Origin of the sequence: Klebsiella africana, assembly GCF_020526085.1 — a bacterium.
Taxonomy (GTDB): Bacteria; Pseudomonadota; Gammaproteobacteria; order Enterobacterales; family Enterobacteriaceae; genus Klebsiella; species Klebsiella africana.
The window spans coordinates 1,039,578-1,064,614 of sequence record NZ_CP084874.1; the positions used below are offsets into that span (position 1 = coordinate 1,039,578).

At 58.5% G+C, this 25,037-nt stretch carries 25 protein-coding genes and 1 CRISPR repeat array (1 of these 26 only partly in view); of the genes, 18 read left to right on the plus strand and 7 right to left on the minus strand.

What is annotated here, in order from left to right; genetic code table 11:
- Positions 1-423: a CRISPR direct-repeat array (repeat unit 29 nt; unit sequence GTGTTCCCCGCGCCAGCGGGGATAAACCG); it begins 1,253 nt to the left of the window's first position.
- Positions 424-586: 163 nt separating this feature from the next.
- The 3 genes from LGL98_RS05085 to LGL98_RS05095 are packed head-to-tail and all read right to left on the minus strand — an operon-like array spanning position 587 to position 4,873.
- Positions 587-2,608 carry a BTB/POZ domain-containing protein gene (locus tag LGL98_RS05085; RefSeq protein ID WP_136033016.1) on the minus strand — a complete coding sequence of 674 codons (2,022 nt, stop codon included), beginning with the start codon at positions 2,606-2,608 and terminating at the stop codon, positions 587-589.
- Positions 2,595-3,782 carry a DUF3142 domain-containing protein gene (locus LGL98_RS05090; protein WP_136033018.1) on the minus strand — a complete coding sequence of 396 codons (1,188 nt, stop codon included), beginning with the start codon at positions 3,780-3,782 and terminating at the stop codon, positions 2,595-2,597. Before LGL98_RS05090 ends, LGL98_RS05085 begins: the two co-directional genes overlap by 14 nt.
- Positions 3,783-3,817: 35 nt before the next feature.
- A complete protein-coding gene (locus LGL98_RS05095) occupies positions 3,818-4,873 on the minus strand; it encodes an aminopeptidase (protein WP_136033020.1) in 1,056 nt (351 codons plus the stop codon).
- A 246-nt stretch (positions 4,874-5,119) separates the two neighbouring features.
- Between LGL98_RS05095 and cysG the strand changes: the two genes are divergently transcribed.
- The 13 genes from cysG (at position 5,120) to rpoS (ending at position 16,351) form a co-directional block, all read left to right on the plus strand.
- Positions 5,120-6,526: a siroheme synthase CysG gene (cysG, locus tag LGL98_RS05100; protein WP_168435355.1), complete on the plus strand. Its 1,407-nt coding sequence runs from the start codon at positions 5,120-5,122 to the stop codon at positions 6,524-6,526.
- A 9-nt stretch (positions 6,527-6,535) separates the two neighbouring features.
- Positions 6,536-7,444, plus strand: a complete 909-nt coding sequence (cysD, locus tag LGL98_RS05105; protein ID WP_002915160.1) for a sulfate adenylyltransferase subunit CysD — start codon at positions 6,536-6,538, stop codon at positions 7,442-7,444.
- 9 nt (positions 7,445-7,453) lie between these two features.
- A complete protein-coding gene (cysN, locus tag LGL98_RS05110) occupies positions 7,454-8,881 on the plus strand; it encodes a sulfate adenylyltransferase subunit CysN (protein ID WP_136033024.1) in 1,428 nt (475 codons plus the stop codon).
- On the plus strand, positions 8,881-9,486 hold the full coding sequence (gene cysC, locus LGL98_RS05115; RefSeq protein WP_002915158.1) for an adenylyl-sulfate kinase: 606 nt from the start codon (positions 8,881-8,883) through the stop codon (positions 9,484-9,486). Before cysN ends, cysC begins: the two co-directional genes overlap by 1 nt.
- Positions 9,487-9,536: 50 nt before the next feature.
- Entirely contained in the window at positions 9,537-9,863 is a 327-nt protein-coding gene (locus tag LGL98_RS05120; protein WP_002915157.1) for a DUF3561 family protein, read from the plus strand.
- 140 nt (positions 9,864-10,003) lie between these two features.
- Positions 10,004-10,321 (plus strand): cell division protein FtsB, encoded by a 318-nt coding sequence (ftsB, locus tag LGL98_RS05125; protein WP_002915156.1) that lies wholly within the window; start codon positions 10,004-10,006, stop codon positions 10,319-10,321.
- A gap of 19 nt (positions 10,322-10,340) precedes the next feature.
- Entirely contained in the window at positions 10,341-11,051 is a 711-nt protein-coding gene (gene ispD, locus LGL98_RS05130) for a 2-C-methyl-D-erythritol 4-phosphate cytidylyltransferase (protein ID WP_009485534.1), read from the plus strand.
- Positions 11,051-11,530, plus strand: coding sequence for a 2-C-methyl-D-erythritol 2,4-cyclodiphosphate synthase (gene ispF, locus LGL98_RS05135; RefSeq protein ID WP_004181093.1), 480 nt, complete (start codon positions 11,051-11,053; stop codon positions 11,528-11,530). Before ispD ends, ispF begins: the two co-directional genes overlap by 1 nt.
- A complete protein-coding gene (gene truD, locus LGL98_RS05140) occupies positions 11,527-12,576 on the plus strand; it encodes a tRNA pseudouridine(13) synthase TruD (protein WP_136033025.1) in 1,050 nt (349 codons plus the stop codon). The genes ispF and truD overlap by 4 nt, the downstream gene beginning before the upstream one ends.
- Positions 12,557-13,318: a 5'/3'-nucleotidase SurE gene (gene surE / locus LGL98_RS05145; protein WP_136033027.1), complete on the plus strand. Its 762-nt coding sequence runs from the start codon at positions 12,557-12,559 to the stop codon at positions 13,316-13,318. The genes truD and surE overlap by 20 nt, the downstream gene beginning before the upstream one ends.
- The gene (locus LGL98_RS05150) at positions 13,312-13,938 is read left to right on the plus strand and encodes a protein-L-isoaspartate(D-aspartate) O-methyltransferase (protein WP_002915108.1); all 627 of its coding nucleotides are present in this window, start codon (positions 13,312-13,314) and stop codon (positions 13,936-13,938) included. Before surE ends, LGL98_RS05150 begins: the two co-directional genes overlap by 7 nt.
- 125 nt (positions 13,939-14,063) lie before the next feature.
- Positions 14,064-15,200: a murein hydrolase activator NlpD gene (gene nlpD / locus LGL98_RS05160; protein ID WP_136033029.1), complete on the plus strand. Its 1,137-nt coding sequence runs from the start codon at positions 14,064-14,066 to the stop codon at positions 15,198-15,200.
- A gap of 158 nt (positions 15,201-15,358) precedes the next feature.
- Entirely contained in the window at positions 15,359-16,351 is a 993-nt protein-coding gene (gene rpoS / locus LGL98_RS05165) for an RNA polymerase sigma factor RpoS (protein ID WP_002915106.1), read from the plus strand.
- Positions 16,352-16,403: 52 nt separating this feature from the next.
- Here the strand turns inward: rpoS and LGL98_RS05170 are convergent, their stop codons facing one another.
- Positions 16,404-16,781, minus strand: coding sequence for a DUF4440 domain-containing protein (locus tag LGL98_RS05170; protein ID WP_136033031.1), 378 nt, complete (start codon positions 16,779-16,781; stop codon positions 16,404-16,406).
- Complete coding sequence (locus LGL98_RS05175) at positions 16,778-17,980, minus strand: MFS transporter (RefSeq protein WP_136033033.1); 1,203 nt, start codon at positions 17,978-17,980, stop codon at positions 16,778-16,780. Before LGL98_RS05175 ends, LGL98_RS05170 begins: the two co-directional genes overlap by 4 nt.
- Positions 17,981-18,088: 108 nt before the next feature.
- On the opposite strand from LGL98_RS05175, the gene LGL98_RS05180 reads away from it, so the two are divergent.
- A complete protein-coding gene (locus tag LGL98_RS05180) occupies positions 18,089-18,976 on the plus strand; it encodes a LysR family transcriptional regulator (RefSeq protein WP_136033034.1) in 888 nt (295 codons plus the stop codon).
- A gap of 8 nt (positions 18,977-18,984) precedes the next feature.
- Here LGL98_RS05180 and LGL98_RS05185 read toward each other — a convergent pair whose 3' ends face one another.
- Positions 18,985-19,392: a MarR family winged helix-turn-helix transcriptional regulator gene (locus LGL98_RS05185; protein WP_136033036.1), complete on the minus strand. Its 408-nt coding sequence runs from the start codon at positions 19,390-19,392 to the stop codon at positions 18,985-18,987.
- A 173-nt stretch (positions 19,393-19,565) separates the two neighbouring features.
- Between LGL98_RS05185 and LGL98_RS05190 the strand changes: the two genes are divergently transcribed.
- The 4 genes from LGL98_RS05190 to LGL98_RS05205 all read left to right on the plus strand — a co-directional run bounded on the left by LGL98_RS05190 (position 19,566) and on the right by LGL98_RS05205 (position 22,324).
- Positions 19,566-20,159 carry a non-oxidative hydroxyarylic acid decarboxylases subunit B gene (locus tag LGL98_RS05190; RefSeq protein WP_136033038.1) on the plus strand — a complete coding sequence of 198 codons (594 nt, stop codon included), beginning with the start codon at positions 19,566-19,568 and terminating at the stop codon, positions 20,157-20,159.
- Complete coding sequence (locus LGL98_RS05195) at positions 20,159-21,586, plus strand: non-oxidative hydroxyarylic acid decarboxylases subunit C (RefSeq protein ID WP_136033040.1); 1,428 nt, start codon at positions 20,159-20,161, stop codon at positions 21,584-21,586. The genes LGL98_RS05190 and LGL98_RS05195 overlap by 1 nt, the downstream gene beginning before the upstream one ends.
- A gap of 10 nt (positions 21,587-21,596) precedes the next feature.
- Positions 21,597-21,833 carry a non-oxidative hydroxyarylic acid decarboxylases subunit D gene (locus tag LGL98_RS05200; protein WP_095032812.1) on the plus strand — a complete coding sequence of 79 codons (237 nt, stop codon included), beginning with the start codon at positions 21,597-21,599 and terminating at the stop codon, positions 21,831-21,833.
- 338 nt (positions 21,834-22,171) lie between these two features.
- Positions 22,172-22,324 (plus strand): Hok/Gef family protein, encoded by a 153-nt coding sequence (locus tag LGL98_RS05205; protein ID WP_002915097.1) that lies wholly within the window; start codon positions 22,172-22,174, stop codon positions 22,322-22,324.
- A 116-nt stretch (positions 22,325-22,440) separates the two neighbouring features.
- Here the strand turns inward: LGL98_RS05205 and mutS are convergent, their stop codons facing one another.
- On the minus strand, positions 22,441-25,008 hold the full coding sequence (gene mutS, locus LGL98_RS05210; RefSeq protein WP_136033041.1) for a DNA mismatch repair protein MutS: 2,568 nt from the start codon (positions 25,006-25,008) through the stop codon (positions 22,441-22,443).
- Positions 25,009-25,037 lie beyond the last annotated feature (29 nt).

Here is a 25,037-nt window from a genome sequence, read left to right on the forward strand (position 1 = left end):
AGCGACCGGCGAGGTTGTCCGGCATGGTGTGTTCCCCGCGCCAGCGGGGATAAACCGGCTGGTAATATCCTGCTGGGTTCGCATTACAAGTGTTCCCCGCGCCAGCGGGGATAAACCGGATTTTTCCGGCGTTTCCAGCTTTTCGGACGCGTGTTCCCCGCGCCAGCGGGGATAAACCGGATATGCCGCCGATGATGCATTTTCGAGCGATGTGTTCCACGCGCCAGCGGGGATAAACCGTAGAATCACCAATTCGGTGATTACCCATTGTGGTGTTCCCCGCGCCAGCGGGGATAAACCGAGTGCCGAGCTGGAATCCCGCACCGTGTGGCTGTGTTCCCCGCGCCAGCGGGGATAAGCCGTGCTCCTGCTGCTTGTCGTACTGGCTGCTGATGTGTTCCCCGCGCCAGCGGGGATAAACCGAACATCACCCGCAGCGCTATCCCGCCGCAGATGTGTTCCCCGCATTCGCGGGAATAAGCCCGCCACTAACTTCATCGAGCCTTATGGTGAGGACGAAAGACGACTGAAAATAAGTATCACTACCTGCCGCTCTTTAGCGTAATGCCCCCTTAATTAGCCGATATCACTGCTTTTTCACCGTCTCCTGGAGCGCGCTAAAATCCGGCTCCGGGCAATCCCGACCAAAATTTTCGGCCCATGGGAACGGGGCGCCGTATTTAACATAGCGCTGATACAGGCGTTTGGTTAATTGAGCATCCCGCCCCCATACCCATCCTGTTGCATTACACAGCACGGCAGCATAGGCCTGTGATTTATATGGCAACAGGTCGGCCGCTTTTTCCGCCAGCGTCACCGCCTGCCAGCGATAGTGTAAGAAATGACTGTCCTGTTTTGGCAGGGATCGCTGAACGCGTTGTCGTTCGCCATCACTTATCCACGATGTCACGGCCGAATCATCTTCAGGCCCCCGGTTGTAATAGGGCCATGAATACCCGCCACCATACAGCGTAAAATCGGGCGCCATCTCATAGCCAGACAATTCCATTCCCTGATGACGCAGGATAAGCGCTGCTTGCCACCAGCCCTGCGCCCGGGCGGTTTTGTTACCCGTTGTCGGCAAGGCATCGATAAACGCCCGGGCGGCGTCTCGATCCGCGTTCAGCGCAAAATAGGCCAGCGCTTTTTGATACTGGCCCGTGCGCATCAGGCGTCGGGCGAGCAGGTTGCGTAGCCTGGCGTCAGCGCTATCGCGCCCGGCATTTTTCGGCGTAGTAGGGGCTGAAGGAGAAGGTGCCGGGACATATTTATCCACGAAAGCAAGGAGTTCATTGACCGTGAGCACTCGTTCGGCAATGTGCGCCACATCTGGCCAGTAATTTTCTTTCGCCTGATACATCAGCCGCATTGCCTGCAGATAGTCGTCGCGGTTGAGCGCGAGTATCGCCTGCTCGGCGTGAATACGGCAGACCGGCGTAACAAACTCCTCGCCGACAATGTCATCACTATAGGACTGGAAACCCCAGGTTTCATTTGGCGGGAATGACGCCGCGGCTTTGGCGTACCATGCCGCTGCCGCGTTGACATCACCGGCCCGCAGCGCCATTTTGGCCCTTACCCAGGCGGTGAGCCCATTTTCTTTGGCGTTTTTCAACATCAGCGTCACCAGCGGATATTGGCCGTTACGATAGGCGAGGGCGATCAGGCGGTCGCTACCGGGCATATCGCGATCGACTTTCTGCGCCAGCTTCGCTATTAACTCATTATGGTAATTTTTGATCTCTGTAGGATCAAAGGGCCGCGGTTCCGGCTCGTACAAGGAATTGGACGAACGAGTAAAAAAGCTCGCAATCAGCAGTTGCTGAATAACCGGATCGTCCAGGCCGGGTTGCAGGAACTGTTCGTTTTCCGGGTGGTTGAGGACGTCGACAGTGTAGCGTAAGGAGAGGCTACCACTGGGTGAGCCCTGCGCCGCTTGCCGGGCATAAAGGTGGGCCGCGGCAATGGGGTCGCTTTGCCAGTGTTTGATACGTCCCTGCTGGCCAAGACTTGCCAGCGAGAGCAGCTCCGGATCCTGCTGACCTTCACGAACGGCGTCAATGATCTGCTGGTAGAGGTCAAAGGCTTCGCGCAACTCCTGCTCACTACCGTGAGAAGAACGACTGTCAGCAAGCGGATAATCACGCATCAAATCGCGTGCGAGCGAATAACGCGCCTTAAGCCCCCACTCGCCCGGTTGTTCCACGGGCAAGGCCAAAAGCTGGCGAAAATAGTCGCGCGCCCGGCTATCGCGTTCAGTAAATGCCACTGCGCCGAGCACGTACAGGCGGCTGGCGGTCGGAAGATCGGCGGCCATTTTTTCCGCGGCGGCTAACGAACCGCTGGCCCGGATCGTCTTCAGCAGCGTCTCCTCGGCCGTGGGAGAGGTAGGCTTGTCGGCAGAAGTATCACGCCATTGTGGAAGTCGTGGGTCGGCAGGCACCAGGCGGCTGCTCTCTAAAGCAAAGCTCCCCTCCGGCAGGTACAGCAGATTGGCCTGGCGATCTGCTAACAAGTAGTTGGGGAAAAACGGCCCACAGGCGTGGCTGCTGGCAGCAACAAACGTCGCCGTCAGGAAGGCGGCCAGAGGTAATTTACGGGTTAACATGAAACTTTCCTTGTGGTGGCGTTGAGCATCTTGCCCAACCAATGGCTTGCGTCCGCCCGGCGCGCAACAGCGCAGGGGCGGTGAGGGAAAACGTTTGTTCGCTAAAGCGGTAGCTTCCGGCGCCGTCGGCGGCCAGACAATCTTCCGTGGTTAGCGTAATTTTCGCCGGGAGTGGGGAGTCAATATTGCCTGTGTTTTTAATCGCCAGTTCGTAGAGCGTGGACTCTACGCTGGCGCTGGCCTTATCGGGAAGCACCAGCCACTGCCAGCGGGAGGTTAACGGCTGATGGCGGATGACGGCCGACAGCGTGCTGAGCGACCAGACGCGGGTATCGTTATCCAGAGGCAGACGAAACCAGACGATACCTGAAAAATGATGCGGCGGCTGTTGTTCCAGTTTGCGAATAAACGTGTCGATTTGCTGCGGTGAAACGCTCAGTTCTTGTTTTTCAGCCGCAATCCACAGCGGTGACTCGCTTTCAACGCTGGCGGGCTGTCCCGGGGCAGAGATGAGCGCGGAACCATAGGCCGGGAGCGCAAGGTAAAAAGGATGAGGAGCGATAAGCGCATATTGCCTGCTCCAGCGCCGGGCCAGTGTCGGGTCGAACAAGCCGGTTCCCGGGGATTGCACGCTATGAAGTTGCAATACGGAGCTATCTACCGCTTTCAACAGAGGACGCAGTCCGGGGGAGGTGAGCCAGGTCGGGAGCGCCGTGATGCTGAGCGTGATGTCTGAAGGCAGCGCCTGGCGCAAGGTCATCAGGAGACGTTGATAATCGGAGAGCCGCGAAGTGGGAGCATCATAATCGATTTCAATGGCGCTGAGATTAACGCCCGCCGCGCGCCAGTGGGCCACCAGGCGCTGGATCGGCGGCAGTATTGTGGCGGCATCAAGCTGCGTCAGGCTGCCATCGAGGCGGACGACCAGCCACACCGGGCGGCCATCCTGCTGTAATAATGAAGTGTTAACGCGGGCCAGGCGGACGCCTTCCTGAGGATGAAACTGGATCCCCAGAACGCGCAAAGTGGAAAACAGCGCCTGGCTTTGCTGTAGCGCGGTCTTATGCTGGTCATTCCAGACCCGCTGCCAGATATAGACCTGGCTGTCGGCGAGGGCGCCCGCGCTGACAGCCAGCAGCAGAAAAAAAATGCCTGAACAGCGTAAATTGATCATGGCGACAGTCCTTGTTGCCGATGTTGACTAGCCGATTATTTTAATGACGATGGCTTCTCCACCTTCGCCAGCTCTTTCACCAGCGGCAGCATCACTTTTACTACCTCGCGTCCGCGGTGTTCGATGCGCCCCGGCAGCGCGTTGTCGAGATACTGCTGATTATCAAGCTGCACGTTGTGCCAGCTGTTACCGTCCGGGAAGGCGCGGGATTTCTGCCGCTGTTGATAGCCATCTTTTTTGCCGAGTGACCAGTTAGTCGCCTCGACCGACAGCACCGGGATCCCGGCGTTGTCGAAGACGCTGGCGTCATTGCAGCAGCTGGTGCCTTTCGGATAAGCCGGATTGAGTCCCGGGTTGGTGTAGGCGGCGATGCCCTTGCTGCGAGCGATAGCCAGCGCGCGATCGCGGGTCAGCTTGCGCACCGAGGCCGGCGTGCGGCGGCCGCTGTTGAAGTAAAGCTTATCGCCCACCACCAGATTATCGAGATTGATCACCAGCAGGGTATTTTTCTTTTCCGCTTCGCTCATCCGCTGCAGCAGGTTTTGCGCGCCGAGACGGCCTTCCTCTTCACCGCTGGTGGCGATAAAGCGGATGCCATAGCGGGTAGGGACGTTCTTTAAATGCTCCGCCAGCTCCAGCAATACGCCGAGCCCCATCGCGTTGTCATCGATGCCCTGCAGCGTCAGACCGCCGAGGTTGTTCTCCACGTCTTTATCACTCTGCGGCGCATAGGTGTCGAGGTGAGCCATGATAATAATCTGCTGGCGCACCTTGCCTTCATGGGCGGCGATCACCGTACTGCCGGTGGCGTTATGCCAGTTCTTACGCTGATTGCTATCGGTATAGATGTAGCGGGTATTGAAGCTTCGTACGTCGCTCTGATAACCCATCAGGGCGAACTGCTGACGCAGATAGTCAGCTGAGAGCATTTCCGGCGGCGTTCCGGTCATTCTTCCCGGAAAGACGGTGGCGATATGGCGGGCCTGGCTACTGGCGGTATCGCCCAGCGCGCTGAATGCGGGGGCGGCGGCGAAAACAAAACCGGTGCCGAGCGCCAGCGGAAGCAGGCGGCGGCACAACGCGGAAAACATAACGGGTCCTTACACGAACGAGACAATTTGACGGCTACAGTATGAAACTGTGACCGCGGTTAAACAATTTCAATCGCTCTTAAATAGCGGAAAAATAGCGCGTTAAGCACTTTTTGATATTTGTATTTTCGCTGCGTTATTCCTTTGCGTCACAACTCATTCCATTTCGTAATTTCATTTGCTCTAAGGCGCACCCTATAGTCGCATTATCGCTGATTGTAAGAGAGTTGTTGCACCGTGGATTACTTGCCCCTTTTTGCCGAACTGAAACAAAGGCCCGTGCTGGTGATCGGCGGCGACGAGATTGCGGAGCGCAAGATTAAGTTCCTGCTGCGCGCCCAGGCGCAGGTGCAGGTGGTTGCCGGGACGCTGTCTCCGGCGCTGGCCGACCTGGCGGCGCGCCAGGCGCTCAGCTGGCGAGCGACGGAATTTAGCGACTCGCTGGTGGATGATGTCTTTCTGGTGATTGCCGCCACGGAGGATGAGGCGCTTAACCAGCGGGTGTTTGCGGCGGCTAATGCGCGCTACCGGCTGGTCAACGTGGTGGATAACCAGGCGCTGTGCTCGTTTGTTTTCCCTTCTATCGTCGACCGTTCGCCGCTGCTGGTGGCTATCTCCTCCAGCGGTAAAGCGCCGGTGCTGTCGCGCATACTGCGCGAAAAAATCGAAGCGCTGCTGCCGACGAACCTCGGACGGCTGGCGGAATCGGCGAGCTACTGGCGCAACCATCTGAAAACCCGCCTGACGACCACCGAAGCGCGTCGCCGCTTCTGGGAGCGCGTCTTTACCGGCCGCTTCGCCAGCCTGATGGTGGCGGGCAATCATGCGGAGGCGGAAAAGGCGCTGCAGGATGAGCTGGATAAGCCCGAACGTGAGACAGGAGAGATTATTCTGGTCGGCGCCGGGCCGGGCGATGCCGGGCTGCTGACCCTTCGCGGTCTGCAGGCGATCCAGCAGGCGGACGTGGTTTTCCACGACCATCTGGTGACTCAGCCGGTTCTCGAGCTGGTGCGCCGCGATGCCGAACTTATTTGCGTCGGCAAACGCGCCGGTGAGCATTCGGTGCCGCAGCATGAAACCAATCAGCTGCTGGTGGAGGCGGCGAAGGCGGGGAAAACCGTCGTGCGTCTGAAGGGCGGCGATCCGTTTATTTTTGGCCGCGGCGCAGAAGAGCTACAGGCTGCCGCCGAGGCGGGGATCCCGTTCCAGGTGGTGCCGGGCGTCACCGCTGCCGCCGGGGCGACGGCCTACGCCGGTATTCCGCTGACCCATCGCGATTATGCGCAAAGCGCCGTCTTTGTCACCGGGCACTATAAGCCGGACAGCGCCCCCTTCGACTGGTCGCTGCTGGCGAAGAGCCAACAAACGCTGGCGATCTACATGGGCACCATGAAGGCGGCGGAAATCAGCGCGCAGTTGATCGCCCACGGCCGCGACAGCAACACGCCGGTGGCGGTGATTTCCCGCGGCACTCGTGACGATCAGCAGACGATAACCGGCACATTGCAACAACTCGAACACCTGGCGAAAGACGCCCCCATGCCTGCCCTGCTGGTGGTAGGCGAAGTGGTGCAACTGCATCAGCAGCTCGCCTGGTTTCAACATACATCATCCGCCGAGGGGTTTAACGCTTCGGTGGTCAATCTGGCTTAAGGAACGGTTATGGACCAAAAACGACTCACTCACCTGCGGCAACTGGAGGCGGAAAGCATCCATATTATTCGTGAGGTGGCCGCCGAATTTTCTAACCCGGTGATGATGTACTCCATCGGGAAAGATTCCAGCGTAATGCTGCATCTGGCGCGCAAAGCGTTTTATCCGGGAACCCTGCCGTTCCCGCTGCTGCACGTCGATACCGGCTGGAAATTCCGTGAGATGTACGAGTTCCGCGACCGTACCGCCAAAGCCTACGGCTGTGAGCTGCTGGTGCATAAAAACCCGGAAGGGGTGGCGATGGGCATCAACCCGTTCGTTCACGGCAGCGCCAAGCATACCGATATCATGAAAACCGAAGGCCTGAAGCAGGCGCTGAACAAATACGGCTTTGACGCCGCGTTCGGCGGCGCGCGTCGCGACGAAGAGAAATCCCGCGCGAAAGAGCGCATCTACTCCTTCCGCGACCGCTTCCACCGCTGGGACCCGAAAAACCAGCGTCCGGAGCTGTGGCACAACTACAACGGCCAGATTAACAAAGGCGAAAGCATCCGCGTCTTCCCGCTCTCCAACTGGACCGAGCTGGATATCTGGCAGTACATCTATCTGGAAAATATTGAAATCGTGCCGCTGTATCTGGCCGCTGAGCGTCCGGTGCTGGAGCGCGATGGCATGCTGATGATGATCGATGACGACCGTATCGATCTGCAGCCGGGCGAAGTGATTGAAAAACGGATGGTGCGTTTCCGTACCCTCGGCTGCTGGCCGCTGACCGGCGCGGTGGAGTCTGAAGCGCAGACGCTGCCGGAAATTATTGAAGAGATGCTGGTATCGACCACCAGCGAACGTCAGGGGCGCGTCATTGACCGCGACCAGGCCGGCTCGATGGAGCTGAAGAAACGTCAGGGGTATTTCTAAGGAGCCGCCATGAACACCACAATTGCCCAACAAATTGCCAACGAAGGCGGCGTAGAAGCTTACCTGCACGCGCAACAGCACAAGAGCCTGCTGCGTTTTTTGACCTGCGGCAGCGTCGATGACGGCAAAAGCACCTTAATTGGCCGCCTGCTGCATGATACGCGTCAGATCTATGAGGATCAGCTCTCTTCGCTGCACAACGACAGCAAGCGTCACGGCACCCAGGGCGAAAAGCTGGACCTGGCGCTGCTGGTGGACGGCCTGCAGGCCGAGCGCGAGCAGGGCATCACCATCGATGTCGCCTATCGCTACTTCTCGACCGAAAAACGCAAATTTATCATCGCCGACACCCCGGGGCACGAGCAGTACACACGTAATATGGCCACTGGGGCGTCCACCTGCGATCTGGCGATCTTGCTGATCGATGCGCGCAAAGGCGTACTCGACCAGACCCGCCGTCACAGCTTTATCTCTACGCTGCTGGGCATTAAACACCTGGTCGTGGCGGTCAACAAAATGGATCTCGTCGAGTTTAGCGAAGCGCGTTTCAACGAGATCCGGGAAGATTATCTGACCTTTGCCGAGCAGCTGCCGGGCAACCTTGATATCCGCTTTGTGCCGTTGTCGGCGCTGGAAGGCGATAATGTCGCCAGCCAGAGCGCGAACATGCCGTGGTACAGTGGCCCGACGCTGCTGGAAGTCCTCGAAACCGTGGAGATCCAGCGGGTAGTCGAGAGCCAACCGCTGCGCTTCCCGGTGCAGTATGTTAACCGTCCGAACCTCGATTTCCGCGGTTTCTCCGGCACGGTCGCCTCCGGTACGGTTACCGTTGGCCAGCGTCTGAAAGTGCTGCCGTCGGGCGTCGAATCGAGCGTGGCGCGTATCGTCACCTTCGACGGCGACCTGCCGGAAGCCGCCGCCGGCGAAGCCATTACCCTTGTGCTGAAAGATGAAATCGACATCAGTCGCGGCGACCTGCTGGTTGACGCGCAAGCCTCGCTGCCGGCGGTGCAAAGCGCCAGCATCGACGTGGTGTGGATGGCCGAGCAGCCGCTGACCCCGGGCCAGAGCTACGACATTAAAATCGCCGGCAAGAAGACCCGCGCTCGCGTCGACGCTATCCGCTACCAGGTCGATATTAACAACCTGACCCAGCGTGAAGTCGAGTCTCTGCCGCTGAACGGCATCGGGCTGGTGGAGCTGACCTTTGACGAACCTTTAGTGCTGGATCCGTATCAGCAAAACCCGGTGACCGGCGGGCTTATCTTTATCGATCGCCTGACCAACGTTACCGTGGGCGCCGGGATGGTCAACGAGCCGCACCTGCAGACCCTGGCCGCAGGTTCGCAATACAGCGCCTTTGAGCTGGAGCTGAACCAGCTGATCCGCAAACACTTCCCGCACTGGGACGCCCGCGATCTGCTGGGAGGCAAATAATGGCCCAGCATGACGAAAACGTCGTCTGGCATGCCCATCCTGTGACCCAGCAGCAGCGGGAGCAGCATCACGGCCATCGTGGCGTGGTGCTGTGGTTTACCGGCCTTTCGGGGTCGGGTAAATCCACCGTCGCCGGGGCGCTGGAGGAGGCCCTGCATGAGCGCGGCGTCAGCACCTATCTGCTGGACGGCGATAACGTGCGCCATGGCCTGTGCAGCGACCTGGGATTCAGCGATGAGGATCGCAAAGAGAACATTCGCCGCGTCGGCGAAGTGGCCAGGCTGATGGTCGATGCCGGGCTGGTGGTATTGACGGCATTTATATCTCCGCACCGTGCGGAACGGCAGATGGTGCGCGAGCGCCTCGGTGAAGGACGCTTTATTGAAGTGTTCGTCGACACCCCGCTGGCCATCTGCGAGGCGCGGGATCCGAAAGGATTATATAAGAAAGCGCGGGCAGGGGAATTACGCAATTTCACCGGCATAGACTCGGTCTATGAGGCACCGGAAAAGGCGGAAATTCATCTGGATGGTGAACAATTGGTAACAAATTTGGTGCACCAACTATTAGACCTGCTGCAACAGAGCGATATTATCAGATCCTGAAACGGCAGCGGCATCGAGGGGTGCCGGTTGCCCGGTCTACAGGATTCGATATGCGCAATACCCAGAACCTCAGTATTATTCGTTCAGAACCGCCTCCGGCGATCGGCGATGAGACCACCTGGTCTTTGTCGGGCGCTGCCGTGGGCTTTATTTCGTGGCTGCTGGCGCTGGGTATTCCCTTCCTTCTCTATGGCAGTAATACACTCTTCTTCCTTCTTTACACCTGGCCATTCTTCCTCGCGTTGATGCCGGTGGCGGTAGTGGTTGGTATTGCGCTGCACTCTCTGCTCAATGGCAAACTACTCTATAGCGTCAGCGCGACCATCCTGACCGTTGGGCTGATGTTTGCGCTACTCTTCCTCTGGCTGTTGGGATAACCCGTTTCTGGTATGAATCAAGCATGGGTATCGGCAGCAAAAATATGGTACAGTCCCCGCGTTACGCGGCATCGTCCGCGCGCCCCGGTAGCGTACCCGGGCGAGTTTTGGGATGATGATGCCGTTTTTCAGGGGGCAGGATGGGTAAACTAACGCTGCTATTATTAGCTTTGCTGGTCTGGCTACAGTATTCGCTGTGGTTCGGTAAAAACGGCCTGCACGACTACACGCGGGTTAACGACGACGTCACCGCCCAGCAGGCGACTAACGCCAAATTAAAAGCACGCAACGATCAACTGTTTGCCGAAATTGACGACCTCAACGGCGGGCAGGAAGCGATTGAGGAGCGTGCGCGCAATGAACTCAGCATGACCCGCCCGGGCGAAACCTTCTATCGTCTGGTACCGGATGCGTCTAAACGCAATCAGGCATCGGGGCAACAGCAGAACAATCGATAACCAGGCCCAGGATTACAACATGGCAGCCACTTTTCCGGGCGTTTGCGCCGTGGTGCCGGCAGCCGGTTTTGGCCGCCGCATGCAAACGGAATGCCCGAAACAATATCTCTCAATCGGTAACAAAACGATTCTCGAACACGCGGTCGCCGCGCTGCTGGCGGATGCGCGCGTCCAGCGGGTGGTGATTGCCGTCAGCCCCGGCGATCGGCGCTTCAGTCAGCTGCCGCTGGCGCAGCACCCGCAAATTACCGTGGTGGATGGCGGCGCCGAGCGCGCCGATTCGGTACTCGCCGGTCTGCAGGCGTTACCGGAGGCGCAGTGGGTGCTGGTGCATGATGCCGCGCGCCCCTGCCTGCATCAGGACGACCTCAGCCGCCTGCTGTCGCTCTGCGAAACCAGCCGCGTCGGCGGGATCCTCGCGGCGCCGGTGCGCGACACCATGAAGCGCGCCGAGCCGGGTAAAACCGCCATCGCCCATACCGTCGACCGCAATGACCTGTGGCATGCGCTCACTCCACAATTTTTCCCTCGTGAGCTGCTGGTGGATTGCCTCACTCGCGCGCTAAACGAGGGGGCGACCATCACCGATGAAGCCTCGGCTCTGGAGTACTGCGGCTTCCATCCGCAGCTGGTTGCCGGTCGCGCGGATAATATTAAAGTGACGCGCCCGGAAGACCTGGCGCTGGCTGAATTTTACCTCACCCGTTCCCGACACCAGGAGAAAGCTTAATGCGAATTGGACATGGTTTTGACGTACACGCTTTTGGCGGTGAAGGCCCAATCATTATTGGCGGGGTACGCATTCCTTATGAAAAAGGGCTGCTGGCCCACTCCGACGGCGACGTTGCCCTGCATGCGCTGACCGACGCGCTGCTGGGCGCCGCGGCGCTGGGCGATATCGGCAAGCTGTTCCCCGATACCGATCCGGCGTTTAAAGGCGCAGATAGCCGCGAACTGCTGCGCGAAGCATGGCGCCGCATTCAGGCCAAAGGCTATACGCTCGGCAACGTCGATGTCACCATTATCGCCCAGGCGCCAAAGATGCTGCCGCATATTCCGCAGATGCGCGTCTTTATCGCTGAAGATCTCGGCTGCCATATGGATGACGTTAACGTGAAAGCGACCACCACCGAGAAGCTGGGCTTCACCGGCCGTGGGGAAGGGATCGCCTGCGAAGCGGTCGCGCTGCTGCGTAAGGCCGACAAATGATCGCCTTTGACCAACTAACCTGGCTGCACGGCAAGCCGCAGAGCAGCGGGCTGCTGAAAGCCAATCCGGAAGATTTTCTGGTGGTGGAAGATCTGGGCTTCGCCCCGGACGGCGAAGGCGAACATGTGCTGGTGCGGATCCTGAAAAATGGTTGCAACACGCGCTTTGTCGCCGACGCGCTGGCGAAATTCCTCAAGATCCACGCCCGTGAAGTGAGCTTCGCCGGGCAGAAAGATAAGCACGCGGTCACCGAGCAGTGGCTGTGCGCCCGGGTGCCCGGCAAAGAGATGCCGGACCTGAGCAAATTTCAGCTCGAGGGCTGCCAGGTACTGGAATATGCCCGTCATAAGCGTAAGCTGCGTTTAGGTGCGCTGAAAGGCAACCAGTTTACCGTGATCCTGCGTGAGATCAGCGATCGTCAGGACGTGGAGACGCGTCTGCAGGCCATCGCTGAACGGGGCGTGCCGAACTATTTCGGCGCGCAGCGCTTCGGCATTGGCGGTAGCAACCTGCAGGGCGCGCAGCGCTGGGCGGAGAGCGGCGCGCCAGTGCGCGATCGCAATAAGCGCAGTTTTTGGTTGTCGGCGGCCCGCAGCGCGTTGTTTAATCAGCAAGTCAGTATTAGATTAAAAAAAACGGAATTTAATCAGGTTGTTGATGGCGATGCGCTACAATTAGCGGGGCGCGGGAGCTGGTTTGTCGTCACACCGGAAGAACGCGAGGTTTCGCAGGCGCGGGTGCACAACCGCGAACTGATGATCACGGCTGCGCTGCCGGGCAGCGGCGACTGGGGAAGCCAGCGCGACGCGCTGGCTTTCGAGCAGGCCGCTATCGCCGAGGAAACCGCGTTGCAGGCGCTGCTGGTACGGGAGAAAGTCGAGGCGGCGCGCCGGGCGATGCTTCTCTATCCACAGCAGCTTAGCTGGAACTGGTGGGATGACGTAACCGTTGAACTGCGTTTCTGGCTGCCGGCGGGCAGCTTCGCCACCAGCGTGGTCAGGGAGCTTATCAATACAACGGGTGACTATGCGAATATTGCTGAGTAACGATGACGGGATCCATGCGCCGGGGATACAGACCCTGGCGAAGGCCTTAAGGGAGTTTGCTGAGGTCCAGGTGGTTGCACCCGATCGTAACCGCAGCGGGGCCTCAAATTCGCTGACGCTGGAATCATCCCTGCGTACGTTTACCTATGAAAATGGCGACATCGCAGTCCAAATGGGGACGCCGACGGACTGTGTCTACCTCGGCGTGAACGCACTGATGCGCCCGCGTCCGGATATCGTGGTTTCCGGGATTAATGCCGGCCCCAACCTGGGCGATGACGTCATCTATTCCGGTACCGTGGCCGCGGCGATGGAGGGGCGTCATCTTGGGTTCCCCGCGCTGGCCGTGTCGCTCAACGGCTACCAACACTATGACACCGCGGCGGCGGTGACCTGCACTCTCCTGCGCGGCCTCAGCCGCGAACCGCTGCGTACCGGGCGGATCCTCAACGTCAATGTCCCGGACCTGCCTCTTGAGCAGATCAAAGGCATCCGCGTGACCCGCTGCGGCAACCGTCACCCGGCCGACCAGGTGATCCCGCAAAAAGATCCGCGCGGCAACACCCTGTACTGGATTGGCCCGCCGGGCGATAAGCGTGATGCCGGGCCGGGTACCGATTTTGCGGCAGTGGATGAAGGCTATGTTTCCGTGACGCCATTGCACGTCGATTTAACCGCCCATCAGGCGCATGAGGTGGTCAGCGATTGGTTGGAACGTGTCGGGGTTGACGGGCAATGGTAAGTAAACGTGTTGAAAGTTTGTTGAATCAACTGCGCACGCAGGGCATCGTCGATGAGCGTGTCCTCGAGGCGATCGCGCTGGTCCCGCGCGAAAAATTTGTTGATGAAGCCTTTGAACATAAAGCGTGGGAAAATACCGCGCTGCCGATTGGCCAGGGGCAGACCATCTCCCAGCCGTATATGGTGGCGCGAATGACCGAGCTGCTGACGCTGACGCCGGAATCGCGCGTACTGGAGATCGGCACCGGTTCCGGCTACCAGACGGCGATCCTGGCGCACCTGGTGCATCACGTTTGCTCGGTAGAGCGAATTAAGAGTTTACAGTGGCAGGCGCGTCGTCGCCTGAAACAACTTGATTTACATAATGTTTCAACCCGTCATGGTGATGGGTGGCAGGGTTGGCAGGCGCGGGCGCCGTTTGATGCCATTATTGTGACGGCGGCGCCGCCGGAAATACCGACCGCGCTGCTGGCACAGCTGGATGATGACGGCGTGCTGGTGCTGCCGGTCGGTGAAGAGCATCAGTTTCTCAAACGGATCCGTCGCCGGGGCAACGAATTTATCATTGATACCGTCGAGGCCGTTCGCTTTGTTCCCCTGGTGAAGGGGGAGCTGGCCTGAGACCCGGATTATTCCAGGTTTTTTTTGCCTAACTTTAGGCGTAGGGTGGACACATTTTTCAGTGTCCTGGCCGGGCGCCGCCCGGTAAGCAAGATATTGGCAGTTAACATATTCCTGGGGGATAAATGAGCGCGGGAAGCACCAAATTTACCGTTAGCCGTATTGCGGCTCTTTCACTGGTTTCACTCTGGCTGGCCGGATGTAGCAATACCAATAATCCGCCGGCGCCGGTCAGCTCTGCCGGCGGTGCCGCCTCTTCCAGCACCAACTCTGGCATGTTGATTACGCCGCCATCCTCCGGCGTGACGTCCGCTCCTCAGGCGCAGCCGATCCAGCCGGTGCAGACCCAGACCATTCAGCCGCAGCCGACGCCGATGGCCCAGGAGCCCGTGCAGACGGTAAATGGCCGGATTGTTTACAACCGCAAATATGGCGATATTCCGAAAGGTAGCTATACCGGCGGCAGTACCTATACGGTAAAACGCGGTGATACGCTGTTCTATATCGCCTGGGTTACCGGCAACGATTTCCGCGATCTGGCGCAACGCAACAACGTCCCAGCCCCGTATGCGTTGAACGTCGGGCAGGTGCTGCAGGTTGGCAATGCGGCAGGTCAGCCAATCACCGGTGAAAACGCCGTTTCTCAGGCCAGCGCAAGAGCGAGCGGCGGTGCGACGGCCAGCACAACTTCTGCACAAAAATCCACCGCGGTGGTTGCTTCACAACCGACTATTACGTATTCTGAATCTTCAGGTGAACAGAGTGCTACCAAGATGTTGCCTAATAATAAACCAGCGACCACAACCACAACGGTTGTCGCGCCGGTAACGGCACCCACAACGGTGAGCACAACCCAGCCGACTGCAAGCAGTACGTCAACCAGTTCGCCGATCTCAGCATGGCGCTGGCCGACTGATGGCAAAGTTATCGAGAACTTTAGTGGCGCGGAAGGCGGCAATAAAGGTATCGACATTGCAGGCAGTAAGGGACAGGCTATTGTCGCGACCGCCGATGGGCGCGTCGTCTATGCCGGTAACGCACTGCGCGGCTACGGTAATCTTATTATCATCAAACACAACGATGATTACCTGAGTGCCTACGCTCATAACGATACCATGCTGGTTCGGGAGCAACAGGAAGTCAAAGCGGGGCAGAAAATCGCTACCATGGGTAGCACCGGAACCAGCTCAACAAGATTACATTTTGAAATTCGTTACAAGGGGAAATCCGTCAACCCGCTGCAGTACTTACCGCAGCGATAATTTGGCAAAGTACGGATAAGCGAAGCATCAGCTAACAGGCGCCAGGGCGGTGTCTATGCGCCTCTCACAGAGAGGAGTAGGGGAAATCGTCCAGGCGTCTTTTGTTGATGTGCCGTGGAAGGTGCTTTGCTCAGGGATCACGGGTAGGAGCCACCTTTATGAGTCAGAATACGCTGAAAGTTCATGATTTAAATGAAGACGCGGAATTTGATGAGAACGGAATTGAGGTTTTCGACGAGAAGGCCTTAGTAGAAGAGGAACCCAGTGATAGCGATCTGGCTGAGGAAGAGCTACTGTCGCAAGGCGCAACCCAGCGCGTACTTGACGCCACTCAGCTTTATCTTGGAGAGATTGGTTATTCCCCACTGCTGACCGCGGAAGAGGAAGTCTATTTCGCGCGTCGCGCACTGCGTGGTGATGTCGCTTCACGCCGTCGCATGATTGAAAGTAACCTGCGTCTGGTGGTGAAGATTGCCCGTCGTTACAGTAATCGTGGTCTGGCGCTGCTGGATCTGATTGAAGAAGGTAACCTCGGCCTTATCCGCGCTGTTGAGAAGTTTGACCCGGAACGTGGGTTCCGTTTTTCGACCTATGCGACCTGGTGGATCCGCCAGACCATTGAACGGGCGATCATGAACCAAACCCGGACGATCCGTTTGCCGATCCATATTGTTAAAGAGCTGAACGTCTATCTGCGTACCGCGCGCGAGTTGTCCCATAAGCTGGACCACGAGCCTAGCGCGGAAGAGATTGCCGAACAGCTGGACAAACCGGTCGATGACGTCAGCCGTATGCTGCGTCTGAACGAGCGCATCACCTCCGTGGATACCCCGCTGGGGGGCGATTCAGAAAAAGCGCTGCTGGATATTCTGGCCGATGAGAAAGAGAACGGCCCGGAAGACACCACGCAGGACGATGATATGAAGCAAAGTATCGTCAAATGGCTGTTCGAACTGAACGCCAAGCAGCGTGAAGTTCTGGCACGTCGTTTTGGTCTGCTGGGTTATGAAGCAGCTACGCTGGAGGATGTGGGCCGTGAAATTGGCCTGACCCGCGAGCGTGTGCGTCAGATCCAGGTGGAAGGTCTGCGTCGCCTGCGGGAAATTCTGCAGGGACAAGGGCTGAATATCGAAGCGCTCTTCCGCGAATAAGACGTTTTCTCTCAAAAAGGCCCCCTCGAAAGTCGGGGCCTTTTTCTTTGTCCTAGCCGAGGCGGGTTTCCTGCAGATGGCGCCAGATAATTTTCCCGTCTGTTTGCTGAAAAACCACCGTCGACCAGCGTACGTTATTACTGCTATCCGCCAGCGTTTGGCTTTCACGATATAGCACTGCGGCGCCGTCGTGCCACTCGCTGATGATTTCCAGCTGATCCACTACGATGTCTAACCCCGGACGGCTGCCGCCGGCGTGGTGGAAAAAACGGCTCACCGTTGGGTAGTCCATCTTCTCACCGTTCAAGGGGATCATGGCGAATTCGGCGGCAAAACGCTTCATCAGCGCCTGCGCGCTTCCTTCGCCATGGCTTAACCAGCGTTCGATAAGGACATGGGCATCGAGGACTTCCTGCAGATAAGGATTCATGACTTCTCCAGAGTGGTGTGCAGGCGATGGATAATCGCCCGATTATTCAGCCGCAGGCAAAACAGCAGCGGCAACAGGGTAATGACGGCGGCGCTGATAAATACCCCCTGCCAGGCGTAGGCCGGCGGGAATACCCTCAGCAGCAGGGCGAGCAGCGCGCTGCCGACAAAGAAACTGACCTGGCGGTTAAGGTTCCATAGCGCGCTGGCGTCAGGCATCTCTCCGGCAGGCGTATGCAGGAAAGCGCTGCTTTGCGCGGTGCTGCTGCATAAGCTGCCGCCGCCGCCCATTAGCGTAAAGGCGAGAATTAACAGCGCCAGTGGATTCTGCGCATCGATCTTCAGCAGCAGCAGGATCCCCGCCGCCTGAAGCAGGCAGCCGATGACGACCAGCGGCCGTGGCCCGAAGCGGTTGAAATATCTGCCGGTAAAGGTGATGGCGGCAAACGAGGCCAGAGACCAGGGCACCATCAGGGCACCGATTGCCCCTGGCGCCATCCCGGTGACGCGTTGCAGGTAGAACATCCCCACCACGTTGACGCCAATAAACATCCCCGGCACGCAGAGGTAGATCAGCATCGCGAAGCGCAGCAGGGGATCGGCCAGCAGCGACAGCGGAAGAAAGCGAGTCGGGCGAACCGGACCGGGGCTGTCGTTCAGCCATTGCACCGCCAGCACAAAGGTTAGCAGAGCTACAGGCAGGCTGGCGAAAAAGACCCAGCGCCAGCTGCACGCCTCGACTAACAGGCCGCCGATCGCTGGCGAGCAGGCGGGGGCCAGCAGGCCGACCAGCATCACCGCCGCCGACAGCTTCGCCCGCTCATGTGGTTGAAACAGCGGCCACGTCAGCGCCTGGCCGAGAGGGATTAACAGCCCGCCGCCCATCCCCTGCAGCGTCCGCCATAAAAGCAGTTCGCTCAGGCTGTTGGCAAGTCCTGCCGCCAGTGCGCCGAGGCTGAACAGCCCCAGCGAGAGTAAAAACAGCCGTTTTGCCCCCCAGCGCTGGCTGAGCCAGGCGCTGAACGGTATGACGACCGTCAGGCCGAGAATATAGGCATTGCTGACCCACGCCAGCTGCGAGACGGAAACTCCCAACGCGCGGCTGATGGCCGGAAAGGCGATGCTGGCGATAAACATATTGATTAAATCGAGAAAAAAGCCGAACAGAAAAACGGTAGCAACGCGGTGGCGATAGGTCATGGTTCACTCCCTCAGACAGGCGGCTACTGTAAACCTGCCGCCGCGAGGGATAAACGGGACTAATCGGGATATACTGTCTGAATATTTTTGACAATCATCCGGACGACGATGCTTAATCTTCAGCGCGTGACCATGTTTATCGCCGTGGTAGACGCCGGCAGCTTTACCCTGGCCGCTGCGGCGCTGGGGCAGACCAAGGCGGTGGTCAGCTTTAACGTACGGCAGCTGGAAAATGAGCTGGGGGTCACGCTGCTGCTGCGTTCGACGCGGCGTTTGCGGCTCACCGATGCCGGGGCGCTGTTCTATCAGCGTGGAGTGGCGCTCCTGAACGCGGCGGAAAATCTGCAGGATGAAGTGCGGGCCAGCCATAGCGGCTTAAGCGGGGAGCTACGGATCACCACCACGCCGGAGTATGGCGCGCAGGTTATCATTCCGGCGCTGGCCGCGTTCGCCCGTCGTCATCCGGCGCTGCGGGTGCGCCACGTCTCCTCCTCCCATCATGCGGACCTCATTTCAGAACGATTTGATGTGGCGATACGCCTCGGTACGCTGGTCGATTCCCGCTATCGGGCGACGCGGATAGCCAGTTTCGCGATCCTGCCCGTGGCTTCCCCAGCCTGGCTGGCAAGCCATCCGGTGCAGACGCTGTCCGATCTGGCGCAAGCTGAGTGGATTATTCATGAGCGTCTGCCGGCGCCGTTGCGCTGGCAGCTGCGAACGGATCACCAGACAGAGGTGGATTTCGCGATAGCCCACGCGCCGCGGTTTTCAGCTGATAGCGCTACGGCGCTGATGAGCTTTGCTCTGGCGGGATGCGGCGTCGCCTTGCTGCCGGCATGGCTGGTAGCCGAAAAGGTGGCGCAGCGGGAGCTGGTGCCGCTCCTGCCGGAATATCACTTCCCTCAGCAGGGCGTGTATGCTCTTTACCCCGACTCGCAGCATTTGCCGACCCGGGTGCGGGCATTTATTGACTTCCTGCGCGAGAAGGTCGGTTAAGCGCCCGTTCAGGGCGCCATCATTTTGCGCACCAGACGGGAGAACTGCTCGCGCTCGTCATCGCTCAGGCGGCCGAGAAATTCGTCATCAACCTCATTTCCGTGTGGAATCGAACGGTTAAGCAACGCTTCGCCTTCCTCCGTCAGATAGACGAAGCGGCGGCGTTTATCAGCCGGATCGTGCTCGCGGCGCACCAGACCACGCGCTTCCATCCGGCTGAGCATCTCCGCCAGCGTGGCCTTAGTGCTGACTGCCGCTTCAATCAGCACAACCTGCTCGATCCCTGGCTGCTCCGCTACTGAGCGCATCACCGCATACTGAGGCTTGGTCAGGTCCGGTAACGCCTGCTGCCAGCGGGCGGTATGTTGCTGAAAAAGCTGGCGCAGCAGGTGGAATGCTTCGTTTCTTAACTCCATGACGACTCCGTAACAAAACTGTCACCTCTATGATAGCTGTTCGTACGCCTTTTTATACCCTTTCTACGTTTTGATTAAAAATGCGCACGTATACGAACGATCTTGCCAATAAGGCCTGGAGGGGGTAGTTTAATTGCAAAGTTCGTACACGAACAAAAGTAATGAGGTCTTAAATGAAACTGATTATTGGGATGACGGGGGCCACCGGCGCACCGCTTGGGGTGGCATTGCTGCAGGCGTTGCGCGACATGCCGGAGGTGGAAACCCATCTGGTGATGTCGAAATGGGCTAAAACCACCATCGAGCTGGAAACGCCCTGGACAGCACGCGAAGTGGCCGCGCTGGCGGACTTTTGCCACAGCCCGGCTGACCAGGCCGCCACCATCTCCTCAGGTTCATTTCGCACCGACGGCATGATCGTCATTCCCTGCAGTATGAAAACGCTGGCAGGTATTCGCGCAGGCTATGCCGAAGGGCTGGTGGGCCGTGCGGCGGACGTGGTGCTCAAAGAGGGGCGCAAGCTGGTGTTGGTCCCGCGGGAAATGCCGCTCAGCACAATCCATCTGGAGAACATGCTGGCGCTGTCGCGCATGGGCGTGGCGATGGTCCCGCCGATGCCGGCTTACTACAACCACCCGGAGACGGTTGACGATATCACTCATCATATTGTTACCCGGGTGCTGGATCAGTTTGGCCTCGACTATCACAAAGCGCGCCGCTGGAACGGTTTACGCACGGCAGAACAATTTGCACAGGAGATCGAATAATGGCTTTTGATGATTTGCGCAGCTTTTTGCAGGCGCTGGATGACCAGGGACAACTGCTGAAAATCAGTGAAGAGGTGAATGCGGAGCCTGATATAGCGGCGGCCGCCAATGCCACCGGACGTATCGGCGATGGCGCCCCGGCGTTATGGTTTGACAATATTCGCGGCTTTACCGATGCGCGGGTAGTCATGAACACCATTGGTTCCTGGCAGAACCACGCTATCTCACTGGGCCTGGCGCCCAACACCCCGGTGAAAAAGCAGATTGATGAGATTATCCGTCGCTGGGATAATTTTCCCGTCGCTCCGGAACGCCGCGCCAACCCGGCCTGGGCAGAAAATACTGTTGATGGCGATGATATCAACCTGTTCGATATTCTGCCGCTGTTCCGCCTCAATGATGGCGACGGCGGTTTCTACCTTGATAAAGCGTGCGTGGTGTCCCGCGATCCGCTGGATAAAGATAACTTCGGCAAGCAGAACGTCGGCATCTACCGTATGGAAGTGAAGGGCAAGCGCAAGCTCGGCCTGCAGCCAGTACCGATGCACGATATCGCGCTGCATCTGCATAAAGCGGAAGAGCGTGGGGAAGATCTGCCGATCGCTATTACCCTCGGTAACGATCCGATCATTACCCTGATGGGCGCTACGCCGCTGAAATACGATCAGTCTGAATATGAGATGGCTGGTGCGCTGCGCGAAAGTCCGTATCCGATCGCCACCGCACCGCTGACCGGTTTTGATGTGCCGTGGGGCTCCGAAGTGATCCTCGAAGGGGTAATTGAAGGACGCAAACGTGAAGTCGAAGGGCCGTTTGGCGAGTTTACCGGTCACTACTCCGGCTGTCGTAACATGACGGTGGTACGTATCGACAAAGTCTCGTATCGCACGAAACCGATTTTTGAATCCCTCTATCTTGGCATGCCGTGGACCGAAATTGACTACCTGATGGGCCCGGTGACCTGCGTGCCGCTATATCAGCAGCTGAAAGCAGATTTCCCGGAAGTGCAGGCGGTCAACGCCATGTACACCCATGGTCTGCTGGCAATTATCTCCACCAAAAAACGCTACGGCGGCTTTGCCCGTGCAGTGGGGATGCGGGCGATGACCACCCCGCATGGCCTTGGCTATGTGAAGATGGTGATCATGGTCGATGAAGACGTGGATCCGTTCAACCTGCCGCAGGTGATGTGGGCGCTCTCCTCGAAGGTTAACCCGGCGGGAGACCTGGTGCAGTTGCCGAACATGTCGGTCCTTGAACTTGATCCAGGCTCCAGTCCGGCGGGGATCACCGACAAACTGATTATCGACGCCACCACCCCGGTTGCGCCGGACCTTCGCGGCCACTACAGCCAGCCGGTGCAGGATCTGCCGGAAACCAAAGCCTGGGCTGAAAAACTGACCGCTATGCTGGCCAACCGTAAATAAGGAGAAGATGATGATTTGTCCACGTTGCGCCGATGAAAAAATTGAAGTCATGGCGACATCGCCGGTGAAAGGGGTCTGGACCGTGTATCAGTGCCAGCACTGTCTTTATACCTGGCGAAATACCGAGCCGCTGCGCCGCACCAGTCGCGAACACTATCCGGAAGCGTTCCGCATGACGCAGAAAGATATTGATGAGGCGCCGCAGGTGCCGCACGTACCGCCGCTATTGTCGGAAGATAAGCGTTAATGAAAGGGGCCCGCTAAGTCGGGCCTTTTTTATATTTAGTACAATTATGGAAGCTATTTTTTCATTAAATTAAAAAATTACGTGAAGGGTTAATATACTGGGATGACTTTACGAGTCTGCTTCCAGATTATTATAAAATCCGTCTGATTAATTCCTTGAAGATAAATTTAACACCCTGACGAGTATAGAATAGCGGCGGGTGCTTGAGGCTGTCTGGCCTTGAGCATTACAAGGACTCCAGACAGACGAAAGCCCCAGGAGATATATCTATCAACTGAGGCTAGCGAATGAACATAGACAATTCAGATGTTAGTCTCTTCTTTGCAGGGAGGCAAGATATGCTGACAAAATATGCCCTTGTGGCAATCATCGTACTCTGTATTACGGTACTGGGATTTACGCTGTTGGTGCACAGCTCACTGTGCGAGCTGAGTATTAAAGAGCGTAATATTGAGTTTAAAGCTGTTCTCGCTTACGAATCGAAGAAGTAGCATCCGCGCGGGGGCAACCCCGCGTATGGGTTGTCAGGACGCATCCTCTAGCACCCATTTTATTTGCTAAAACGGCAGCGCTTCGCAGCGCTGCCGTTTTTCACCTTAATGCCTGACTAGACCAGACTCTTCAGACGGTAGATCCACTCCAGCGCCTGACGCGGGGTCAGGGAATCGGGATCAAGATTCTCCAGCGCCTCAACCGCAGGCGAGGTCTCTTCCGGGGCGGCGAGCAGCGACATCTGCGTGCCGTCGACCTGGGTCGCCGCCGCGTTGGGCGAGATACTCTCCAGCTCGCGCAGTTTCTGCCGCGCGCGCTTGATCACCTCTTTCGGCACCCCGGCCAGCGCGGCGACCGCCAGGCCATAGCTCTTGCTGGCTGCGCCGTCCTGCACGCTGTGCATAAAGGCGATGGTGTCGCCATGCTCCAGCGCGTCGAGGTGGACGTTGGCAACACCTTCCATTTTCTCCGGCAGCTGGGTGAGCTCGAAGTAGTGGGTGGCGAACAGCGTCAGCGCCTTGATTTTGTTGGCCAGATTTTCCGCACAGGCCCACGCCAGCGATAGCCCGTCGTAGGTGGACGTACCGCGGCCAATCTCATCCATCAGCACCAGGCTATGCTCGGTGGCGTTGTGCAGGATATTGGCGGTTTCAGTCATCTCCACCATAAAGGTCGAGCGGCCGCTGGCCAGGTCATCCGCCGCGCCGACGCGGGTGAAGATGCGATCGATGGGCCCGATCTCGACCTTCTGCGCCGGGACGTAGCTGCCGATATAGGCCAGCAGCGCAATCAGCGCGGTCTGGCGCATATAGGTACTTTTACCGCCCATGTTCGGCCCGGTGATGATCAGCATCCGGCGCTGCGGAGCCAGCTGTAGCGGGTTAGCGATAAACGGCTCTTTCAGCACCTGCTCGACCACCGGATGGCGGCCTTCGCTGATGCGAATGCCAGGCTTATCGCTAAAGGTCGGGCAGCAGTAGTTCAGGGTTTCCGCGCGTTCCGCCAGGTTGACCAGCACGTCCAGCTCGGCCAGCGCGCTGGCGCTGGTTTGCAGGTCGGCGAGATGCGGCAGCAGCAGGTCGAACAGCTCGTCATAAAGCTGTTTTTCCAGCGCCAGCGCTTTGCCCTTGGAGGTCAGCACCTTATCTTCGTATTCCTTCAGCTCAGGAATAATGTAGCGTTCGGCGTTTTTCAGCGTCTGGCGGCGCACGTAGTGGATCGGCGCGAGGTGGCTCTGGCCGCGGCTGATCTGGATGTAGTAGCCGTGGACGGCGTTGTAGCCGACTTTCAGGGTATCAAGGCCCAGCCGCTCGCGCTCACGGATCTCCAGCTTATCGAGATAATCGGTGGCGCCATCGGCCAGCGCCCGCCATTCGTCCAGCTCTTCGCTGTAGCCCGGAGCGATGACCCCGCCATCGCGGACCAGCACCGGCGGGGCGTCGATCACCGCGCGCTCCAGTAGTTCGCGCAGTTCACTGAACTCGCCCATTTTCTCGCGCAATTTTTGCACCGGCTGACTGTCAACATCGGCCAGCATCTCACGCAGCAGCGGCAGCTGCTGCAGGGCATGACGCATGCGGGCCAGATCGCGCGGTCGGGCGGTACGCAGTGCCAGACGCGCCAGAATACGCTCCAAATCGCCGACCTGGCGCAGCACCGGCTGCAGCTCGGTATAGCGCTCCTGCAGCGCGCCGATGGTCTGCTGGCGCTCCACCAGCACGGCGGTATCGCGGACCGGCATATGCAGCCAGCGCTTGAGCATCCGGCTACCCATCGGCGTCACCGTACAGTCGAGTACCGAGGCCAGGGTGTTGTCGGTGCCGCCGGCCAGATTCTGGGTGATCTCGAGGTTACGGCGGGTGGCGGCATCCATAATGATGCTGTCCTGCTGGCGTTCCATGGTGATGGAACGGATGTGCGGCAGCGAGGTGCGCTGAGTGTCTTTGACATACTGCAGCAGGCAGCCGGCGGCGCACAGGCCGCGTGGGGCGTTTTCGACGCCGAAGCCGACCAGATCGCGGGTGCCGAACTGCAGGTTAAGCTGCTGGCGCGCGGTGTCGATTTCAAATTCCCACAGCGGGCGACGGCGCAGACCGCGGCGGCCCTCGATCAGCGACGATTCGGCAAAATCTTCCGCATACAGCAGTTCCGCCGGATTAGTACGCTGCAGCTCTGCCGCCATGGTTTCGCGGTCGGCCGGTTCACTCAGGCGAAAGCGCCCGGAGCTGATATCCAGCGTCGCGTAACCAAAGCCCTTGCTGTCCTGCCAGATGGCGGCCAGCAGGTTGTCCTGGCGTTCCTGCAGCAGCGCTTCATCGCTGATGGTGCCCGGCGTAACGATACGCACCACTTTACGCTCGACCGGTCCCTTGGTGGTGGCCGGGTCGCCAATCTGCTCGCAAATGGCCACCGACTCGCCCTGATTGACCAGTTTGGCGAGGTAGTTCTCCACGGCGTGGTGGGGGATGCCGGCCATGGGAATCGGTTCGCCCGCGGAGGCGCCGCGCTTGGTCAGCGAGATATCGAGCAGCTGCGACGCGCGTTTCGCATCGTCATAAAACAGCTCGTAAAAATCCCCCATCCGGTAAAACAGCAGAATGTCAGGATGTTGCGCCTTCAGCTTGAGATACTGCTGCATCATTGGCGTATGGTCTGAGAGATCCTTGTCGATAGACTCTTTCATATTGATTTTACTCATTTTTTAAGTCTTGC

What these genes read in the sequence shown, in the direction of transcription:
- LGL98_RS05085 (WP_136033016.1), bottom strand. Translation starts at nt 2,608, where the DNA reads ATGTTAACCCGTAAATTACCTCTGGCCGCCTTCCTGACGGCGACGTTT.
- LGL98_RS05090 (WP_136033018.1), bottom strand. Translation starts at nt 3,782, where the DNA reads ATGATCAATTTACGCTGTTCAGGCATTTTTTTTCTGCTGCTGGCTGTC.
- LGL98_RS05095 (WP_136033020.1), bottom strand. Translation starts at nt 4,873, where the DNA reads ATGTTTTCCGCGTTGTGCCGCCGCCTGCTTCCGCTGGCGCTCGGCACC.
- cysD (WP_002915160.1), top strand. Translation starts at nt 6,536, where the DNA reads ATGGACCAAAAACGACTCACTCACCTGCGGCAACTGGAGGCGGAAAGC.
- cysN (WP_136033024.1), top strand. Translation starts at nt 7,454, where the DNA reads ATGAACACCACAATTGCCCAACAAATTGCCAACGAAGGCGGCGTAGAA.
- cysC (WP_002915158.1), top strand. Translation starts at nt 8,881, where the DNA reads ATGGCCCAGCATGACGAAAACGTCGTCTGGCATGCCCATCCTGTGACC.
- LGL98_RS05120 (WP_002915157.1), top strand. Translation starts at nt 9,537, where the DNA reads ATGCGCAATACCCAGAACCTCAGTATTATTCGTTCAGAACCGCCTCCG.
- ftsB (WP_002915156.1), top strand. Translation starts at nt 10,004, where the DNA reads ATGGGTAAACTAACGCTGCTATTATTAGCTTTGCTGGTCTGGCTACAG.
- ispD (WP_009485534.1), top strand. Translation starts at nt 10,341, where the DNA reads ATGGCAGCCACTTTTCCGGGCGTTTGCGCCGTGGTGCCGGCAGCCGGT.
- ispF (WP_004181093.1), top strand. Translation starts at nt 11,051, where the DNA reads ATGCGAATTGGACATGGTTTTGACGTACACGCTTTTGGCGGTGAAGGC.
- truD (WP_136033025.1), top strand. Translation starts at nt 11,527, where the DNA reads ATGATCGCCTTTGACCAACTAACCTGGCTGCACGGCAAGCCGCAGAGC.
- surE (WP_136033027.1), top strand. Translation starts at nt 12,557, where the DNA reads ATGCGAATATTGCTGAGTAACGATGACGGGATCCATGCGCCGGGGATA.
- LGL98_RS05150 (WP_002915108.1), top strand. Translation starts at nt 13,312, where the DNA reads ATGGTAAGTAAACGTGTTGAAAGTTTGTTGAATCAACTGCGCACGCAG.
- nlpD (WP_136033029.1), top strand. Translation starts at nt 14,064, where the DNA reads ATGAGCGCGGGAAGCACCAAATTTACCGTTAGCCGTATTGCGGCTCTT.
- rpoS (WP_002915106.1), top strand. Translation starts at nt 15,359, where the DNA reads ATGAGTCAGAATACGCTGAAAGTTCATGATTTAAATGAAGACGCGGAA.
- LGL98_RS05170 (WP_136033031.1), bottom strand. Translation starts at nt 16,781, where the DNA reads ATGAATCCTTATCTGCAGGAAGTCCTCGATGCCCATGTCCTTATCGAA.
- LGL98_RS05175 (WP_136033033.1), bottom strand. Translation starts at nt 17,980, where the DNA reads ATGACCTATCGCCACCGCGTTGCTACCGTTTTTCTGTTCGGCTTTTTT.
- LGL98_RS05180 (WP_136033034.1), top strand. Translation starts at nt 18,089, where the DNA reads ATGCTTAATCTTCAGCGCGTGACCATGTTTATCGCCGTGGTAGACGCC.
- LGL98_RS05185 (WP_136033036.1), bottom strand. Translation starts at nt 19,392, where the DNA reads ATGGAGTTAAGAAACGAAGCATTCCACCTGCTGCGCCAGCTTTTTCAG.
- LGL98_RS05190 (WP_136033038.1), top strand. Translation starts at nt 19,566, where the DNA reads ATGAAACTGATTATTGGGATGACGGGGGCCACCGGCGCACCGCTTGGG.
- LGL98_RS05195 (WP_136033040.1), top strand. Translation starts at nt 20,159, where the DNA reads ATGGCTTTTGATGATTTGCGCAGCTTTTTGCAGGCGCTGGATGACCAG.
- LGL98_RS05200 (WP_095032812.1), top strand. Translation starts at nt 21,597, where the DNA reads ATGATTTGTCCACGTTGCGCCGATGAAAAAATTGAAGTCATGGCGACA.
- LGL98_RS05205 (WP_002915097.1), top strand. Translation starts at nt 22,172, where the DNA reads ATGCTGACAAAATATGCCCTTGTGGCAATCATCGTACTCTGTATTACG.
- mutS (WP_136033041.1), bottom strand. Translation starts at nt 25,008, where the DNA reads ATGAAAGAGTCTATCGACAAGGATCTCTCAGACCATACGCCAATGATG.